The organism is Ruegeria sp. C10 (assembly GCF_056537805.1).
The window spans coordinates 594,834-610,972 of sequence record NZ_JBQFSC010000001.1 but is presented as its reverse complement, the minus strand read 5'-3'; the positions used below and the strand labels follow the sequence as shown (position 1 = coordinate 610,972).

Here is a 16,139-nt window from a genome sequence, read left to right as displayed (position 1 = left end):
TATGGGCCGATTGGGCCTGACGTTGTTGCTGGGGGCGGTCGTTCTGACCGCCCTTTTGCTGATTTCCACGATCTACGGCACAACCTCGATTCCTTTGTCCGACACCTTCACCGCGATATTGCGCGGTACCGGGTTGCAGGACGGAGAGATGTCGCCGCTGCATAGGATCGTATTCGACCTGCGATTGCCCCGCGCGTTGTTTGCAGCCGTGATCGGTGCCGGGCTGGGCATCGTTGGCGTGGTGCTGCAAACGACCACACGTAATGACCTTGCCGATCCATTTCTGTTCGGCCTGTCCTCGGGCGCGGCAGCGGGGGCGGTGTTTGTAATTACCGTGACCGGAGATATTCTGGGTTTCTGGACTCTGCCTCTGGCTGCCTTTTGCGGCGGTCTTGTGGCGTCGGGCATCGTGCTGGCGCTGGTTCATGGGCTTCGCACCAGCGCACCGGAGAAGCTGATCCTTGCGGGTCTGGCTGTGTCGTTTTTGTTTTCGGCCATCACCAACTATCTGATCTTCGCCGGTGATAGCCGCGCCGCCCATTCTGTCATCTTCTGGATGCTGGGGGGGCTGGGCCTGGCCCGTTGGGAGACGTTCCCGCTGGTGTGCATCGGTCTGCTGCTGATCCTGAGCTATTCGCTTTATCGCAGCCGCTGGTTGGATGCGCTGCTGACCGGGGATTTGACTGCCGCTACTCTGGGTGTGCCGGTTCGGGGTCTGCGGTTCAGCATGTTTTTCACCGCAGCTTTGGCAACGGCCGTGTTTGTTTCCGTAGCCGGAGTGATTGGTTTTGTCGGTCTGATGGTGCCGCATATTGCACGCGGGATCGCAGGTCCCCTGCACAAAAACCTTCTACCTACCGCCGCTATGGTTGGTGCTGCCTTGTTGACCGGCTCTGACATTCTCAGCAGGCTTCTGCTGGCTCCGCAGGAATTGCCGGTGGGGATCGTCACAACTTCAATCGGATCGGTGTTTGTGTTCTTGCTTTTATTCAGGACAGCGAGAAATCAACGGTAAGGCCCTCGATCTTCGCTCCCAAGATATTTCGTCCTGATCAGGTCTGAGCCGAGTTTAAACCTTTCCGTCAACCGCTTGGCCGAGCCACTTGAACACAAGCTTGGCTCGGTCGGATGAGGTGTTGTGTAGTTTCACGTAGAAATCCAGTTGCGATGAGATGGTTTGCGGCAACAGTCTGACCAGTTTTCCGGATGCGGTCAGCTCCGAGGTCAGTCCCTCCCATCCCAGCACTGCGCCCATATCGTCCTGAGCGGCCTGAAGCGCAATCGTGTAATTGTTGACCCGATGCGCGGAATTCAGCGGGCCTTCATAGCCCAGTTTACGGGTCCAGGCCCGCCAATCGGTCCAACCGGTATCTGGTGCATCAAGATGGATGAGCGGCACTTTGGCGATCTCGCCGACATGCTCGATTGGGTTCTGTTTCGCAAACCGAGGGCTGCATAAGGCCATGATGTTGTCGTGAAACAAGGTCTTGATAATCCCTGAATCGCGGCGTGTATCACCGTAGTGAATGCTTAGATCACATTTTGAGGTATCGACCCCGAGATCGGTCACAACTTGTGTCACAGAAACATGGCCATGCGTTTTCCAAAACTGGGCAAGCCGTGGTGTAAGCCAAAGCGAGCTGACCGCCGTAGAGGAACGGATCGTCACGCCTTTGTGGTCATACTGTCGGCGCAACTGCCCAAGGGCCTCGCTGATCCCTTCAAGGCCACGTTGAAGGGCGACCAGCAAATAGGCTCCGCTTTCGGTAAGTTCGACGCCGCGATGATGGCGCAGAAACAGCGCGCATTGCAGCTCGTTCTCAAGCGCTTTGACCTGATGGCTGATCGCTGCGGGCGTAACATTCAGCTCTTCAGCAGCAGTTTTGAAACTCACATGCCGCGCTGCGGTTTCAAAGCTGATCAGAGAGCTTAGGGGCGGAAGATCATATGGGCGGTTGGGCAAGATGTTTTGACCTGTGACAAGTTGAAAACCCGATAATAAGAACGCAATCAGCAGCGATTTGGCTTAGTTCATCTTATGCAGAGTGAATCTTTTTGCAATTGCCCGCCAGCAGTTCAATGTGAAAATTCGCCACAACCGTTTGAGACATGATCAAGGGATGTGCCAAGGGTCCTCAAGCCCCTTGGACATCATATCGATCTTTCCTCATGCAATTCGATCCCCGGTTGGTCGTGCACAATTTGAAGGAGTTGCAGTATGCAGTCACATGCAAAAGTCGTGGTTGTCGGTGGCGGATGCGTCGGGGCGTCAATTCTATATGGGCTGACCGAACATGGATGCTCTGATGCCGTTATGCTGGAGCGCACCACACTGACCTCGGGTTCGACGTGGCATGCGGCTGGTTTGCTAGTGACCTTTGTGCGGTCGCACAACGTGTCGAAGATGACGATGGAAACCATCCGCATCTACACCGAGGTGGAAGAGAAGATGGGCAGTTCGGTCGGACTGCGTAAGGTAGGACAGCTGCGGGTCGCCAATACCGAAAAGCGCTGGGATGAGTTCCAGTCCTATATCTCGATTGCCGAAGCTGCGGGCGTGCCCTGCCAACTGCTGACGCCGGAGGAGATTGCCGAGATTCATCCCTTGCTGAACCAAAGTCCAGATATTCGGGGTGGTATTCTGCACACGGAAGACGGCTATGTGAATCCCGCCGACATTACCATGGCATTGGCCAAGCTTGCGCGGGATGCCGGCGCCAAGGTATACCAGAACACCGAAGCGCAGGCTTATGAGAAGCTGGACAATGGCCACTGGAAAGTGACCACCAATCAGGGTGAGATCACCTGCGAGCATCTGATCTTTGCCACCGGAAACTACGCCCGCGAAAATGCGCGCCGCGTGGGGCTGGACCTGCCATGTATCCCGATCGTTCACCAGTATTGGACGACCGAGACGGTGCCGCTGTTGAAAGAGCGCCGGGCGCAAGGCTTGCCCGAATTCCCAATCCTGCGGGATGAGGACTACGGCGCTTATCTGCGCGAAGATGTGGGCGGGATCCAGTTCGGGCCGTATGAATTCACCAAAGACCTTAAACTATTCGCCGAGGATCGTGTCCCGCCCGAGTTCGGGGCCGATCTGTTGCCCGAGGATTTTGATGCCGTGGAAACCCAATGGGAACGCGCCATCGAACGTGTGCCGACCTTGGGTGAGGTTGGGATCAAGGCCAACACCCGTGGCCCGTTCCAGATGACCCCGGACGAGCTGCCTCTGGCCGGACCCGCACCGGGGCATGAGAACCTTTGGCTGGCCGAAGGCATGCCAGGTGGCATCCTCTGGGGCGGCACCGTTGGTAACCGTTTGGCCAAATGGATCGTCGATGGCGATCCGGGCATGGATATGTCGGAGCTCGACCCGCGTCGATTCTCGGACTACGCCTCAAAACGTTGGACCATGGATAAGGTGCGCGAGACATGGGGCACCCATATGGATGCGCATGTTCCGGGTGAGGACTTCCCGGATGCGCGCCCGATGAAGACCATGGGGTCATATGATCTTTTGACTGCTCAGGGCGCGGTTTGGACCAGCTTTAACGGCTACGAATTTCCTCGCTGGTTTGCCAAATCGCCCGAAGAGGCGATCCCCGAACACAGTTTCCGCCGCACCAACCATATGGAGCGTGTTCAGGAAGAGGTGCGCACCACCCGTGAAGAGGCTGGCTTCATCGAAATGTCGCCGATGACCAAGTTCACAGTGCGTGGACCGGGTGCAGCCAAATGGCTAGATAGCCTGATGGCCAACAAGCTGCCCAAGGTGGGCCGCATGACCTTGTCGCTGATGTTGAACGATAAGGGCGGCATGGATGCGGAGTACACAATCGTGCGCTATGCCGACGACGATTTCTACCTGATATCGACGCCGAACTGGCGAGCCTACAATTGGGATCAGTTACAGCGCGTGCTGCCAGGTGATGGCTCGGTGGTGATCGAGGATATCTCAGAACAGCTGGGCGTGATCGCACTGGCTGGACCCAAGGCACGGGACATCCTGCAACCATTGACCGATAATGATTTGTCGAACGAAGCATTCCCATGGCTGTCGGCACAGATGGGCGAGGTGGGCTATGCCAAAGGTGTGCACTTGTTGCGCGTCTCCTACACCGGTGAGTTGGGATGGGAACTGCACCACCCGGTCGGGTACAATCGCCACCTCGTTGATTTGCTGCTGAAATCGGGTGTGAAACCTTTCGGGCTTGAAGCGTTGGAGTCGATGCGGCTTGAGAAATCCTATCGCGCAATCAACCGCGAAATCTGCAAGGACCTGACCCCATATGAGGCCGATTTGGGCCGTTTCGTTGCAATGACCGAGAAGATCGGCGGGCAGGTGGCCGAACGTGATTTCATCGGCAAAGCCGCGTTGCAACAGCAGCAGGAGCAGGGTGGATACAACACACTGGTCACACTGAAGCTGCCGTTCTGCGACACCTCGGTGATGTTTGACGAAGGCGTCTATGCCGATGGCAAGCTGATCGGACGCGTCACTTCGGGCGGGTTCTCGTATTACTGCAACCACGACATTGCGATGGCGCTGGTTCCACACGAGATGACGGCACCCGGCACCAAAATGCAGGTGCTCATCCACAATGAAATGCGCGAGGCCGAAGTGATCGATACCTGCGCCGTTGATCCCACCAGCGCCCGCGCGCGCGCCTGATCCGGAGGATTTGAGATGGCAGAAGTCAAAGCACGCTCGGGCCGTGGCGGTGGACGTGCCGCGCGGGTCAAGGCTCGCACCAACCCGCTCCCAGTCTACTTGTCGACGCTGAACCGCAAAGTTGGCCCGATTGATCTGCTTGGTCCTGAAGGCGTTGAGAAAATCCACAACGCGGCCATGACTATACTTGAAACCACAGGGATTGAGTTCCGCGATCCGGTGGCCTTAGCGGATTGGAAGAAGTACGGTGCGGATGTTCAGGGTGAGCGGGTGCGCATCGGACGCGAGATGCTTATGGACCTGATCTCGGCCGTTCCCTCGGAATGGGGCTATGCCGCGCGCAACCCGGAACGCTCGCTGCGGGTGGGCAATCGGCATTCGGTCTTTGCCAATGCGTATGGCGCGCCATTTGTCTATGGTCTGGATGGTGTGCGCCGCCCTTCGACGCTGGAGGATGCGCATAACTTCTTCAAACTCAGTCAGATGAGTCAGTCGATGATGGTGCCGGGTATTTTGCCGGTCGAGCCGCAGGACGTACCCGTCCCGCAACGCCACCTGGAGCTGGTTCATGCCGCACTGACGCTGACCGACAAACCTATCAAGGGTTCAGTTCTATCCGAACAGGCAGCGTTGGACTCGGTAGAGATGACTCGCATCGTGTTTGGTGAGGAGTTTGTTGACAACAATGTGGTGATGGCAGCCCTGCTGAACTGCAACACACCGTTGGTCTGGGATGAGACCATGTTGCAGAGCCTACGCGTCTATGCCGCCGCCAACCAGCCCTGCCTGCTGTCGCCCTTTGTTCTTGCCGGGGCGAGCACACCTGCAAGCCCGCAGGGTGGTGTCGCGCTGCTGATTGCAGAATCTCTGGCCGGTATGGCCTACAGCCAGATCATCCGGCGCGGAGCCCCGATGGTGCTGGGGGTGGCAATCATGGGCGTTTCGATGAAGACAGGTGCACCGATGATGGGCTCTCCGGAACCCGGGCTGATGAACCTTCTGGTGGGTCAGATGGCACGGTTTTATGGTGTGCCATGGCGGACCTGTACCATGTGGACCGGATCGAAATCCCCGGATATGCAGGCTGCGTTCGACACCGCAAACACCATGTGGCCGGTGCTTCTGGGCGGTGCAAACTACATCGTACACTCGGCAGGCTTCCTAGAAGGCGCGCTTGGGGTCAGCTACTCAAAATGGGTGCAGGACGCGTTGCAGTTGGAGAACTTCCACCGTTTCTTCAGCGGCCTGCAAGAGGAAAATCTGGACACGTTGCTGGGCGACATTGACAAAATCGGACCGGGTGGGCATTTCCTTGGTACTGACCACACGCGCGAAAACCCAATGCATATGAACCACTTGCAAAACAATGACAGTTTTGAACAGTGGGAGGCAGAAGGTGCGAAAACCGCAGAAACCGTTGGCACGGAAGAGGCGCAGCGTATGCTGAACACCTACGTCCAGCCACCAATGCCGGACGATCAGCGCGGGGCGTTGGATGAATTCGTCGCTAAGAAGCGGGTGGAATACAGCGCCTAAACAGATCTGCAAGCGGGCGCTTATGTGCCCGTTTCCTCAACCAACGACAGGATTAGGCACATGGCTGATAACTCGACGATCGCTCTCTCACTCGACGAAGTAGAGGAATTGGCAAAATCTGTCCTTGTGGCTGCAGGCATGGATGAACATGGCAGCACGGTTCTGGCCGGGCTTGTGCGGATGAGCGAGCGCGACGGCCCACGTAGCCATGGGTTAAGGATGTTACCTGTTTATGCGCAGAGCTTTTCTTCGGGATATGCCAACCCCGAGGCCGACCCGAGTGTCGAACGGATCGCACCGGGGGTTCTGCGCGGAGATGGTGACAATGGCTATTACCAGATCGTGGCCGCCAAAGCTCGAAACGAGCTTATTGAAATGGCGCGCGCGAATGGTATTGCCGCGTTTACTTGTGCCAATTGCCACCATCTGGGGGCACTACGTTTCGATACAGGTCCGCTGGCGGACGCTGGGCTGGTAGCGCTAGGTGTTGTGAACTCGCTCTCGATGGTGGTGCCGCAAGGCGGCACCCGCCCTGTTTTTGGCACCAATCCGATGTCCTTTGCTTGCCCGCGACCGGGTCGTGCGCCGGTTGTTTGGGATCAGGCCTCGTCAATGATTGCGCTGATGGACATCCGGATGGCCGCGGCTGAAGGGCACGAATTGCCGCGCCCTGCGGGGCTTGACCCGAACGGTCAGCCAACCAGCGATCCCAACGCGATTTTGGAGACCCGCAGTCTGTTGCCGTTTGGCGAGCACAAAGGCGCGGCGATCGCCTTCCTGATCGAAGTTCTTGGCGCGGCACTGGCCGGTGGAACATTGTCCGTGGACAATGCCAACCGCAAAGCGCACGGTGCCTTGAATATCAAGGGCGGCTCAACGTTGATCGCGATTGATCCGGCGCGTTTCGGGAATGCCGCATTTGAAGGCTATGTCCAACGCATCTGCGCTGAGATTGAAGGTAACGGGGATGCCCGCGTTCCCGGAGATGGCCGCTTGAAGAACCGTGCTGCCGCCGAAGCGGATGGTGTTCGCGTCACGGCGGACTTGATGAAGCAACTTCGCGAACTTCTGTAGGGGTCCCAGTAATGGCACGGGTGGTTGTAATTGGCGGCGGCATCGTCGGAATATCCTGTGCGCTGACACTGCAGTCGCAGGGCCACGAGGTCACCGTCGTAGAACCGGGTCCGGTTGGTGAGGGCGCGAGTTGGGCTTCCTGCGGGTGTATCGCAGTGGGTGAGATCGTGCCGTTGTCGCAGCCGGGGATGCTGATGAAAGTGCCGGGCTGGTTGCTGGATGCCGAGGCCCCGTTGACACTGCGCCCGGCCTCAGTAGCGAAGCTGCTGCCGTGGTTTGCACGGTTTACGGCCAATGCGCGTCGCTCGAAGATGCGCGCAATCGCCTCCGATCTGGCAAGACTTACGTTTGCTGCAACAGCGGATTTCAAGGCTCAGCTTTTAGATGTAGGCCATCCTGAGCTTTTGGTCGAACGGCCGGTAATCAAGTTGTTTGACGACGACAATGACCTTGCGACCATGCGCCCAGCTTTTGAGTTGGCGCGTGAGTTGGGCTGCACGATTGATCAAGTTACAGGTCAGGAAGCGCATGAAATCGATCCTGCAATAGCATCTGATTTCAAACATGCAGCTTTGCTTAGAGACTGGAGTTTTGTGACGGATCCTAAGGTATTGGTTGAAACGCTGACGCAGAGTTTTAGCAGCCGCGGCGGGGCAGTCGTCGCAGGAAGAGCAATCGGTTTTACGCAGGACGGACAACATATGAAAAGCGTGAAGCTGAGCGATGGGCGATCGATCAGCGCAGATGATTTCGTCATCGCTGCGGGAACGCCGTCTAGAATCTTGGCCAAGACGCTGGGTGTTCAATTGAGGATGGAAGGGGTGATCGGATATTCGACTGCGTTGAAAGATAGCGGGGTCGAGCTCCGCCATACGGTGTTTTATGCCAAAGGTGGGTTTGGCATTACACCGTATCAGCAGGCGCTGGCAGTGGCTGGTACCGCAGAATTTGCCGACCTGAACGCGCAGCCGAATTGGAACCGAGCCGATGTGCTGGTCAGGCGTGCATGCCGCGTATTACCGGGTTTGAAGACCGATAGTGCGGAACGCCGGATGGGTCGCCGCCCGTTTACACCGGACACACGTCCGATCATTGGCCGCAGCAGGCGACTGGCTAACGTCGCCTTTGCGACGGGTCACGGACAGCTTGGCCTGACACTAGGCGCGACGACGGCGCGGATAATCGCAGATGTAATTGCTGGCAGATCACCGGACATCGATATAGAAGCCTTCAGCCCAGATCGGTTCTCGTCCTGAGCCAAAGCCCGCCCAGCTCTTTTTGAGCCACATGGGACGTCATCAGCAACGCGATCATCCAGCCAGTCACCACGGCACCTGCGGTGCCGAACCAGACACCAATTTCATTAAAGCCGAGCAGGCCGACGAAAATCCAGACAAAAAAGGCGACGCCAAATCCTTGACGATATAAGCTGATCCACACGGTCCAGATCGGTCGCTTCAAGGCTTGCAATAGCGAGTTGATGGAAAAAAGCATCATGTAGATCGGGAGGATCAGACTATCGACACGTAGATAGCTAAGTCCGACGCGGATCACTTCGGGATCGTCGGTGAAAAAGCCCATCATAAGGCGGCCAAAAATCCACAATATGGGGGCTGCGATGGCGGTCATGATGAACCCGACTTTCCAGCAATAAAACAGTGCCTCGCGTACCCTTTCATAGTCGCGGGCACCGAAATTCTGGGACGCGATGGGCAGTAGTGCCCCCGTGACCCCCAGCACCGGCAAAAGCAAAATCTGCTCAAGCCGAATGGCAATGCCAAAGCCAGCGATTGCGTGCTCTCCAAAGATTTTCAGGGCGAACTGCATGACGAAACCTGACAGCAGCATCACGAAGAAAGATGTCGCTGTGGGAAGTACCTGAATCGAGATCTCCTTGAACTTCTGTAGGCGCGGAATGAAGTTTCGGGGGCGCATGCGCCTCATCCTGCGGCGTCTGAGGACCTGACGGATCAGAAACACCATCACACCGGTCTGGCTGATCACCGTCGATACAGCGAGGCCATCAAATCCGATGCCCGGGATCATGCCCGGAATGCCGTAGATCAATAGGGGGTTCAGACCGATATTGGCAAAAAACGCCACCATGAGGGCGCGTTGCATCGATACCGCGTCACCATGTGCCTGAAGAATGCCATTGCAACCGAAGGCCAGTAGAAATCCGGGCAAGGCCAATAGGAGCCAGTGGAAATAACGTAAACCTGCATCGCGATAAGGTCCCGGTTCCGAAACCAGAGTTATCAGCGCAGGGCCGTACCAGAGACCAGCCGCCGCCAGAACACAGGCTGCAATGAAGCCATAGATCATTCCCTGTGCCGCAAACCGCCGCGCTGCTCGAGTGTCTCCAGCGCCTAATGCGTTGCCGACCAGCGCGCTCATCGCGGCACCCAACCCGACCCCGACCGAAATGGCAATGAAAAAGGCCTGAAACCCTAGTGCCAATCCAGCCTGCGCGCTGGTCGAGAGAAGGCCGGCGAAGAACATGTCGACAACGTTGTAGAGAGTGTTGAACAACATCCCGATTGCGCCCGGGATCGCCAGGGTTCGGAAATGGGTCGAGATTGGCCCGCGCGTCAGATCAATTTCAGTTGGGATGGCCATATCAACTGGCCACTACGGACGCTCGGCCTGAACGGTCAGGAAGACGAACTCGGGGGTCAGTACCTCTTCGAAGCCGTGATTCAGCTCTGCATCGACGCTGATGCTGTCTCCTGCTGAAAGAGTAAATCGGGCCTCGCCATAGCGATAGATGGCCTGCCCTTCGAGAACCTGCACAAACACGACGCCATGGCCGACATAAGTGGGCGGCTGCCCCTCGTCGCGCAACAACGTGACACGACGGGCCTGAAAGCGCAGGTCCTTCCGGGAATGCAGCGCAAGGTTGACGTATTCGTGCGAATGGCCGCCCGCCAGTCGCGTAGACTTTAGCCCTTCGCCATGGCGAACCAGCGTATAGTCGGTGTGATCTGTCCGCGCTTCGCGAAACAGCGATACGATTGGTACTTCCAACGCCTCGGCAAGTGCAGCCAGCGTATCGATTGACGGAGAGACCAACCCGTTTTCGATACGGCTGACCATTGCAGCCGAGATACCAGACTGTTCTGCCAACCGACGGGCGGATTGCTTGCGGCTTTGGCGCAGCTCCCTGAGCGAGGCACCAATAGCGCGATCAATCTGTCTTCCCGGCGTGTCATCGTGCATGATTCAATCCGTCAATCCTCAGCGTAGTAGCCCACCACGTCCCCTTCCGTTGTGACACCCAGACCATTCAGCAATCGGTTGGCATAATTGAAATATCCGACGATCTGGTTGATCTCGAGAATCTCTCCGTCTTCCCAGCCGGCATCTTTCAATGCGCGAACTTCGGATTCCTCCATTGCACCCGGCGACAGGGTCAGCTTTTGCGCATAGATCAGCGCGGCCAGATGCGCACCCTCAAATGCGTCTTGCGGACGATGGGCCTTTAACGCGGCCTCGATTGCGTCGGCGCGTGCGTCGTCACCGATCAGATGTCGGGCGTTTGCCCAGTGGTTGGCATAAGAATAGGGGCAGGTGTTCAACGTCGATACGTAAGAGCTGATGACTTCCTGAAACCACATGGGTATGGAATTGGCTTCATCATGCAGGCACGCGCGATACAGAATGACGTGACCTTTCATGGTGTTGGGACGCAGTGAATGCACACGCATCACGTTGTCCACGGTCCCGTGTGGTGTGCGCGCCAGATCCAGAGTCGCTCTCAGGTGCTCGTCGGCATCTTCGTCAGATATCATCCGAATCCAGGCGGACATTCACGTTTCCTCTCGTGTTTTCTGTTTCTATTTTCGCGGCGTGTGCCGTTCGGCTGAGTTTTTTATTGACGAATATTGCACATTAAGCAACCATATTGAACAGCGCGCAACGAATTTGAGGATTCTGAAGCTTTGCCAGATCTCTCCACTCTGCCTGAATCGCCGCGAATGACTTCGTGCGCATGCGTGCATGACCTCATGTTGCGATCGCACTACCACAGCGTCATAGATCAGCGACGCCAGCTGATCCGCATCTTGACAGGTTCGGCATGACACAGCTCTCCCCCATGATCGAAGTGACCAATCTGGATAAGTTCTATGGGACTTTCCATGCGCTCAAGAACATCGATCTGACCGTTCATCAGGGCGAGAAGGTGGTAATCTGCGGCCCGTCCGGATCGGGAAAATCCACGCTGATCCGCTGTTTCAACGGGTTAGAGTGGCATAATTCCGGGCGTCTCGTGATCGATGGGATCGAAGTCTATGAAGGTGCCAAGGAAATCCGTGAACTGCGACAGGAAGTCGGCATGGTCTTCCAGCAGTTCAACCTGTTTCCGCACCTGACTGTGCTTGAAAACCTGATGATCGGACCGATGAAGGTGCGCAAGCTATCCAAGGCGCAGGCCGAGGAAACCGCGCGCAACTATCTTGATCGCGTTCACATCCCCGAGCAGGCCGACAAGTACCCGGCGCAATTGTCGGGGGGGCAGCAACAGCGCGTCGCGATCGCGCGGTCCTTATGCATGGAAACACGGATCATGCTGTTTGATGAACCGACATCCGCGCTTGATCCCGAAATGATCAATGAGGTGCTGGATGTGATGGTTGAACTGGCCGATACGGGCATGACCATGGTGGTTGTCACGCATGAGATGGGGTTTGCGCGCAAGGTCGCCGACACGATGGTCTTTATGGAGTCGGGGCAGATCGTTGAAATCTCGCCGCCCGATCAGTTCTTCACCAACCCGTCAAGCGAGCGCTGCCGTCTATTCCTGAACCAGATATTGGAACACTAACGTGACCGATCTTGGCATATCACAGGGACGCGGGCAAGCGCTGCCGAAGCCACCACTATACAAGCGGTTCTTTGGTTCGGTGTTAGTGTCCGTCGTGATCTATGCGGTTATTGTCGGGTTGATCGCCTACGGGTCATATGTTGGCGCGCAGGGTATGGGCTATAACTGGCAGTGGTATCGCGTGCCCCAATTCCTGTACCGCAACACCGAGATTGGGTTCGAGTGGGGCGAAATCCCCATCGGACTGGTTGCCACGATCAAGCTGTCAGTTACCTCGTTTCTGCTGGCCACAGCTATCGGGTTGCTAGTGGCGTTACTGCGCTTGTCCGGCTTGGTAGTTGGCACTGCTGTCGCGGTTGCCTACCTTGAACTGATCCGCAATATCCCGCTGCTGGTTCTGCTTTACCTGTTCTATTATGTCCTGGGTCCTATCTTTGGATTTGATCGATATACCGCCAGCATCCTGACTTTGGCGGTGTTTCATTCAGCCTTGATTTCAGAAATCCTACGGGCGGGGATCAACGCCATCCCATCTGGTCAGTGGGAGGCGGCCAAGTCTATCGGTATGACCCCCTATCAGACCTACAGATATATAATTCTGCCGCAATCTGTTCGCTTTATGCTACCGCCCATGACGGGCGAGGTCGTCCACCTGATCAAATCCTCGGCTATTGTCAGCGTCATTGCCGTGGCCGAACTCACCACCTTCGGGCGCAACATTATATCCGACACGTACATGAGTTTTGAAATCTGGTTCACCATCGCGCTGGTCTATCTGGTGGTGACCCTGATTCTGTCGATTGGCGTTAGCTATCTGGAGAAGAAATATGCCGTCGACCAATAACCACAAGAACTTAACCGGACAACAAGGAGAACCAAGATGAAGCTATCTCGCAGAATGCTCGGGGCGGCCCTGGGCGCGGTCGTGGCAACAGGCATGGCGACCTCAGGCTGGGCGCAAAGTGCGACTCAGGAACTGTCCCGCGAAAGTGTGATTGAAACGATCAAACAGGATGGGGTAATCCGGATTGGTCTTTCGCTGTTCGTGCCGTGGTCGATGCGCGACAAGAATGGTGATCTGATCGGGTTCGAACTGGATGTCGGTCGCAAGCTGGCCGAGGACATGGGTGTAGAGGTCGAGTTTGTACCGACCGCCTGGGATGGCATCATCCCGGCGCTCGTATCCGGCAATTTCGACGTGATCATCTCGGGCATGTCGGTGACTGCGCAGCGAAACTTGACGATCAACTTCACCGATCCCTACGCGTATTCGGGCCTGGCTATTATGGCTAACAAACAGTTGACCGATGGTATGTCTTTGGAAGATTTCAATAAACCTGAGGTCACCTTTGCCGCTCGTCGCGGTGCGACACCAGCTACAGTGATCGCGGAAAACTTCCCCAACGCGACGCTGCTGTTGTTTGATGAAGACGGTGCATCAACGCAAGAAGTGCTGAACGGAAACGCGCATGCCTCAATGGCGGCCCAACCCACACCGAACCGCGAGGCCGGTCGTCATCCGGAAACTCTGACCGTTCCGTTCGATAACCTCTATGATCCGCGTGGCGAAGCGTTCGGAGTACGCAAGGGCGATCCGGATGCCATGAACTTTTTCAACAATTGGATCGCTCAGAACTGGCGGTCGGGTTGGTTGGAAGAGCGTCACAACTATTGGTTCGCAACTGAAGAGTGGGCAGACCAGGTTGCCCAATAACCAATTAGCCGGGGGCGGATCAGCCGCCCTCGGGCCTGAAGCGGAGCGCCCAGGTGCCTGAATTTCTTAGAAAACTCAGATGGCCGGATTATCTGATCGTGGCGGTATTGATCGCCTTCTTCGGATATATCTGGCTGTCGATCGAAGGCACGCTGAACTATAAGTGGCGGTGGGAATTGATCCCCAGCTACATCGTCGGCTGGCATACTGGGCGAGAAGAGTATTTTGCCAATCTATTGCTGCAAGGCTTGGTGGCGACGGTTCGTATCAGCATTTATTCCGGCATTTTGGCGCTCATTCTGGGTACGATTCTGGGGATCGCGCGCTGTTCTGCGAACCTGACCATACGCATGCTGGCACGCACTTATCTTGAATTTCTGCGTAATGTGCCACCGGTTGTTGTTGTCTTTATTTTCTTTTTCTTCCTGTCGCAGCAACTGATCGACGCACTAAACCTTGAACGCTGGGCGCGTGGAATTGCGCGGCAGGAAGACAACCAGATCTGGACATTTTTCTTTGGTGAGATGCGGCGCTTTCCGTCGCTTGTCTCAGGTGTCATCGTTCTGGCGCTGTTTGAAAGCGCATTTGTCGGCGAAATTGTCCGTGCCGGTATTCAATCGATCCCCAAAGGTCAGCGTGAAGCTGCACGCTCGATCGGGATGAGCCGTTTGCAAGAGCTTCGCTATGTCGTGCTGCCGCAGGCGATGAAAAAGGTCGTGCCGCCGCTGGCCAATCAGTTCATCTCATTAATCAAGGACAGCTCGATCCTGTCGCTGATCTCGGTTCAGGAACTGACCTACAAGACCGTCGAACTGGTCGCTTCGTCCCGGATGATCTTTGAGGCATGGATCACAACGGCTGCATTCTATTTTGTCGTCTGCTTCGGCCTCAGCCGCATCTTTGCGCGGCTAGAGAAACGATCTGACAAGCGCTAGGTTCAGGTCACATTCGGACCTGAACCATTCCATCCTGAATCCGTGTATCAAAAACCCGCATTGCTCGGGTCGCAGGCGCCGAAACGGGCTTGCCATCACGCACATCGAATGCGCCCTGGTGCAATGGGCATTCGATAACATGCCCATCAAAATAGCCGTCACACAGATCAGCCCCGCCATGGTTGCACAATGCCAGCGAGGCATAGACACCGCTGGGCGTGTCATATACCGCAATCAATCTGGGTCCGATCTGAACCCGCGTGACCCAGTTTTCTTCCAGTTTCGATGCCTCGATCACATCGCGCCAAGATTTGTCTGCCACCATCTCTCAGGCCTCGGCTTTGCGTTGCATGATCTGCCGTAGAATGTCGCGATGCGCAGCCAGATATCCACCTTTCTCGACGAAGATATGATCCTTTAACTTCTCATGCAGACGGGGCAGAGCGTGGAAGGGAACTGAAGCGACATAGTGATGTTCGGCATGATAGTTCATATTCCAGCATAAAAATGACATCGGCTTTGACACCAGATTGGTGCGCGTGTTTTCTGACATCTGCGCCACGGTGGGACGTCCGACATGCTCGGTCATTCGTATGAATCGCATCACCGGCTCACCCAGAAACAGGGGTATGATCCAATACCAGATCAATCCCCACCATCCGGTGAAGGCCATAGCCAGAAAGATCAAAGCGTAAATGGCCAGCATGCGGCGCGCGTCCCAATAGACCGACTGATGCTCCTCTTTGGGAATGAAACTCAACTCGGCCCTGCTGAGCTTCCCAAAGGCATGTCGGAACAGCTCGGTAAACTTACCGCGCCAATAAGGCAGGGCAGACAGGTACAGAAAGTACTCGCCAAGGGATTTGGGCAGCGGGATTAGTTCGGGATCCTCTCCGTTCAGTTGCGTATACGTGTGATGATCACAATGTTCGTATCGGAAGAACCGATGCGGCAGAATGATGATCAGCCCGCAAATCTGACCAACCAGATCATTCAACCACCGGGTGCGAAACACGGTATAGTGCACACACTCATGCTGAAGTGAGAAATGATGCACCAAGACGACCCCTTGCAGAAACATCGCGGGCCAAATCAGCCAACTGTTCCAGGCTAGGGTGATCAATGTTGTCGTGCAGGCCAGCACTAAAATCCACATTGCAAGATGACGTAACCCGTGCGCGTTCGAGCGTTGCATGAATCCCTTGAGTTCTTCGCGCGTCAGTTTTCCTTCGGCCAGAGCCTGAGTCAGCGGCGTAACAATAGCTTTTGACATGTGATTTCCATGATTTTGCCGGAGCGGGGGTCTTGCCCTCTGCGCATATTCCGGCACCGGAGACGGGAGTGCTCCGCACCATAGGGCCAACTCGAACAGACCCTATTATC

Annotated in this window: 15 protein-coding genes; 9 read left to right on the top strand and 6 right to left on the bottom strand. The window is 56.1% G+C overall.

What is annotated here, in order from left to right:
• The first annotated feature begins 1 nt into the window (after position 1).
• Positions 2–1,015, top strand: a complete 1,014-nt coding sequence (locus ACR0DE_RS02715) for an iron ABC transporter permease (RefSeq protein ID WP_170509083.1) — start codon at positions 2–4, stop codon at positions 1,013–1,015.
• 54 nt (positions 1,016–1,069) lie between these two features.
• Here the strand turns inward: ACR0DE_RS02715 and ACR0DE_RS02710 are convergent, their stop codons facing one another.
• Positions 1,070–1,963, bottom strand: a complete 894-nt coding sequence (locus ACR0DE_RS02710) for a LysR substrate-binding domain-containing protein (RefSeq protein ID WP_480705989.1) — start codon at positions 1,961–1,963, stop codon at positions 1,070–1,072.
• A 255-nt stretch (positions 1,964–2,218) separates the two neighbouring features.
• Between ACR0DE_RS02710 and ACR0DE_RS02705 the strand changes: the two genes are divergently transcribed.
• The 4 genes from ACR0DE_RS02705 to ACR0DE_RS02690 are packed head-to-tail and all read left to right on the top strand — an operon-like array spanning position 2,219 to position 8,538.
• A complete protein-coding gene (locus ACR0DE_RS02705; RefSeq protein WP_170422564.1) occupies positions 2,219–4,672 on the top strand; it encodes a GcvT family protein in 2,454 nt (817 codons plus the stop codon).
• Positions 4,673–4,687: 15 nt separating this feature from the next.
• Positions 4,688–6,208, top strand: a complete 1,521-nt coding sequence (locus ACR0DE_RS02700) for a trimethylamine methyltransferase family protein (RefSeq protein ID WP_480751675.1) — start codon at positions 4,688–4,690, stop codon at positions 6,206–6,208.
• 60 nt (positions 6,209–6,268) lie between these two features.
• The gene (locus ACR0DE_RS02695) at positions 6,269–7,282 is read left to right on the top strand and encodes an Ldh family oxidoreductase (RefSeq protein ID WP_480751673.1); all 1,014 of its coding nucleotides are present in this window, start codon (positions 6,269–6,271) and stop codon (positions 7,280–7,282) included.
• 11 nt (positions 7,283–7,293) lie between these two features.
• Positions 7,294–8,538, top strand: a complete 1,245-nt coding sequence (locus ACR0DE_RS02690) for an NAD(P)/FAD-dependent oxidoreductase (RefSeq protein ID WP_480751671.1) — start codon at positions 7,294–7,296, stop codon at positions 8,536–8,538.
• Here ACR0DE_RS02690 and ACR0DE_RS02685 read toward each other — a convergent pair.
• Genes ACR0DE_RS02685 through ACR0DE_RS02675 form a run of 3 tightly spaced genes read right to left on the bottom strand, consistent with a single transcriptional unit; the run spans position 8,513 to position 11,091 of the window.
• Positions 8,513–9,901 carry an MATE family efflux transporter gene (locus tag ACR0DE_RS02685; RefSeq protein ID WP_480751669.1) on the bottom strand — a complete coding sequence of 463 codons (1,389 nt, stop codon included), beginning with the start codon at positions 9,899–9,901 and terminating at the stop codon, positions 8,513–8,515. The two genes, ACR0DE_RS02690 and ACR0DE_RS02685, sit on opposite strands and share 26 nt — an antisense overlap.
• A gap of 12 nt (positions 9,902–9,913) precedes the next feature.
• Positions 9,914–10,501 carry a helix-turn-helix transcriptional regulator gene (locus ACR0DE_RS02680; protein WP_170393837.1) on the bottom strand — a complete coding sequence of 196 codons (588 nt, stop codon included), beginning with the start codon at positions 10,499–10,501 and terminating at the stop codon, positions 9,914–9,916.
• An 11-nt stretch (positions 10,502–10,512) separates the two neighbouring features.
• Positions 10,513–11,091, bottom strand: coding sequence for a carboxymuconolactone decarboxylase family protein (locus tag ACR0DE_RS02675; protein WP_480568068.1), 579 nt, complete (start codon positions 11,089–11,091; stop codon positions 10,513–10,515).
• Positions 11,092–11,360: 269 nt separating this feature from the next.
• On the opposite strand from ACR0DE_RS02675, the gene ACR0DE_RS02670 reads away from it, so the two are divergent.
• Genes ACR0DE_RS02670 through ACR0DE_RS02655 form a run of 4 tightly spaced genes read left to right on the top strand, consistent with a single transcriptional unit; the run spans position 11,361 to position 14,756 of the window.
• Positions 11,361–12,107, top strand: coding sequence for an amino acid ABC transporter ATP-binding protein (locus tag ACR0DE_RS02670; protein WP_480459463.1), 747 nt, complete (start codon positions 11,361–11,363; stop codon positions 12,105–12,107).
• A gap of 1 nt (position 12,108) precedes the next feature.
• Positions 12,109–12,951, top strand: coding sequence for an amino acid ABC transporter permease (locus ACR0DE_RS02665; protein WP_170393841.1), 843 nt, complete (start codon positions 12,109–12,111; stop codon positions 12,949–12,951).
• A gap of 36 nt (positions 12,952–12,987) precedes the next feature.
• Positions 12,988–13,821 (top strand): transporter substrate-binding domain-containing protein, encoded by an 834-nt coding sequence (locus ACR0DE_RS02660; protein WP_170393843.1) that lies wholly within the window; start codon positions 12,988–12,990, stop codon positions 13,819–13,821.
• A 53-nt stretch (positions 13,822–13,874) separates the two neighbouring features.
• Positions 13,875–14,756 carry an amino acid ABC transporter permease gene (locus ACR0DE_RS02655; RefSeq protein ID WP_170562105.1) on the top strand — a complete coding sequence of 294 codons (882 nt, stop codon included), beginning with the start codon at positions 13,875–13,877 and terminating at the stop codon, positions 14,754–14,756.
• Between the two features lie 7 nt (positions 14,757–14,763).
• On the opposite strand, the gene ACR0DE_RS02650 is transcribed toward ACR0DE_RS02655, so the two are convergent.
• Complete coding sequence (locus ACR0DE_RS02650) at positions 14,764–15,081, bottom strand: non-heme iron oxygenase ferredoxin subunit (protein ID WP_480751666.1); 318 nt, start codon at positions 15,079–15,081, stop codon at positions 14,764–14,766.
• Between the two features lie 3 nt (positions 15,082–15,084).
• On the bottom strand, positions 15,085–16,029 hold the full coding sequence (locus tag ACR0DE_RS02645; RefSeq protein ID WP_480751663.1) for a fatty acid desaturase family protein: 945 nt from the start codon (positions 16,027–16,029) through the stop codon (positions 15,085–15,087).
• Positions 16,030–16,139: the final 110 nt, after the last annotated feature.

Coding starts and splice junctions, on each gene's coding strand:
- ACR0DE_RS02715 (WP_170509083.1), top strand. CDS start 2: ATGGGCCGATTGGGCCTGACGTTGTTGCTGGGGGCGGTCGTTCTGACC.
- ACR0DE_RS02705 (WP_170422564.1), top strand. CDS start 2,219: ATGCAGTCACATGCAAAAGTCGTGGTTGTCGGTGGCGGATGCGTCGGG.
- ACR0DE_RS02700 (WP_480751675.1), top strand. CDS start 4,688: ATGGCAGAAGTCAAAGCACGCTCGGGCCGTGGCGGTGGACGTGCCGCG.
- ACR0DE_RS02695 (WP_480751673.1), top strand. CDS start 6,269: ATGGCTGATAACTCGACGATCGCTCTCTCACTCGACGAAGTAGAGGAA.
- ACR0DE_RS02690 (WP_480751671.1), top strand. CDS start 7,294: ATGGCACGGGTGGTTGTAATTGGCGGCGGCATCGTCGGAATATCCTGT.
- ACR0DE_RS02685 (WP_480751669.1), bottom strand. CDS start 9,901: ATGGCCATCCCAACTGAAATTGATCTGACGCGCGGGCCAATCTCGACC.
- ACR0DE_RS02680 (WP_170393837.1), bottom strand. CDS start 10,501: ATGCACGATGACACGCCGGGAAGACAGATTGATCGCGCTATTGGTGCC.
- ACR0DE_RS02675 (WP_480568068.1), bottom strand. CDS start 11,091: ATGTCCGCCTGGATTCGGATGATATCTGACGAAGATGCCGACGAGCAC.
- ACR0DE_RS02670 (WP_480459463.1), top strand. CDS start 11,361: ATGACACAGCTCTCCCCCATGATCGAAGTGACCAATCTGGATAAGTTC.
- ACR0DE_RS02660 (WP_170393843.1), top strand. CDS start 12,988: ATGAAGCTATCTCGCAGAATGCTCGGGGCGGCCCTGGGCGCGGTCGTG.
- ACR0DE_RS02650 (WP_480751666.1), bottom strand. CDS start 15,081: ATGGTGGCAGACAAATCTTGGCGCGATGTGATCGAGGCATCGAAACTG.
- ACR0DE_RS02645 (WP_480751663.1), bottom strand. CDS start 16,029: ATGTCAAAAGCTATTGTTACGCCGCTGACTCAGGCTCTGGCCGAAGGA.